Source organism: Streptomyces canarius, assembly GCF_014650735.1.
Classification (GTDB): domain Bacteria; phylum Actinomycetota; class Actinomycetes; order Streptomycetales; family Streptomycetaceae; genus Streptomyces; species Streptomyces olivaceoviridis.
Genome location: NZ_BMVN01000244.1, coordinates 1 through 576, shown reverse-complemented (window position 1 = coordinate 576; position 576 = coordinate 1). Strand labels below are relative to the sequence as shown.

Here is a 576-nt window from a genome sequence, read left to right as displayed (position 1 = left end):
GACCCGACCACGGGGCGGACTCCGACCGAGCGCGAGCGGATCAAGGCCATGGTCGCCATCGCGCTGAAGGCCGAGGAGGTCGGCCTGGACGTCTTCGCGATGGGTGAGCACCACAACCCGCCGTTCGTGCCGTCGTCGCCGACCACGATGCTCGGCTACATCGCCGCCCGCACGGAGCGGCTGGTGCTGTCGACGTCGACCACGCTGATCACCACCAACGACCCGGTGAAGATCGCGGAGGACTACGCGATGCTCCAGCACCTGGCCGACGGGCGGGTGGACCTGATGATGGGCCGCGGCAACACCGGTCCGGTCTACCCGTGGTTCGGCAAGGACATCCGGGACGGGATCGACCTGGCCATCGAGAACTACGCGCTGCTGCGCCGGCTGTGGCGCGAGGACGTCGTGGACTGGGAGGGCAGGTTCCGCACCCCGTTGCAGGGCTTCACCTCCACCCCGCGCCCGCTGGACGGTGTGGCGCCGTTCGTGTGGCACGGCTCGATCCGCTCGCCGGAGATCGCCGAGCAGGCCGCGTACTACGGCGACGGCTTCTTCCACAACAACATCTTCTGGCCC

The 576-nt window shown here is 69.1% G+C and carries 1 protein-coding gene; it reads left to right on the top strand.

Translation table 11 applies throughout. The features are described from left to right. Nucleotides 1–576: LLM class flavin-dependent oxidoreductase (locus tag IE294_RS47110; RefSeq protein ID WP_189895436.1), on the top strand; the 576-nt coding region annotated here is incomplete at both ends.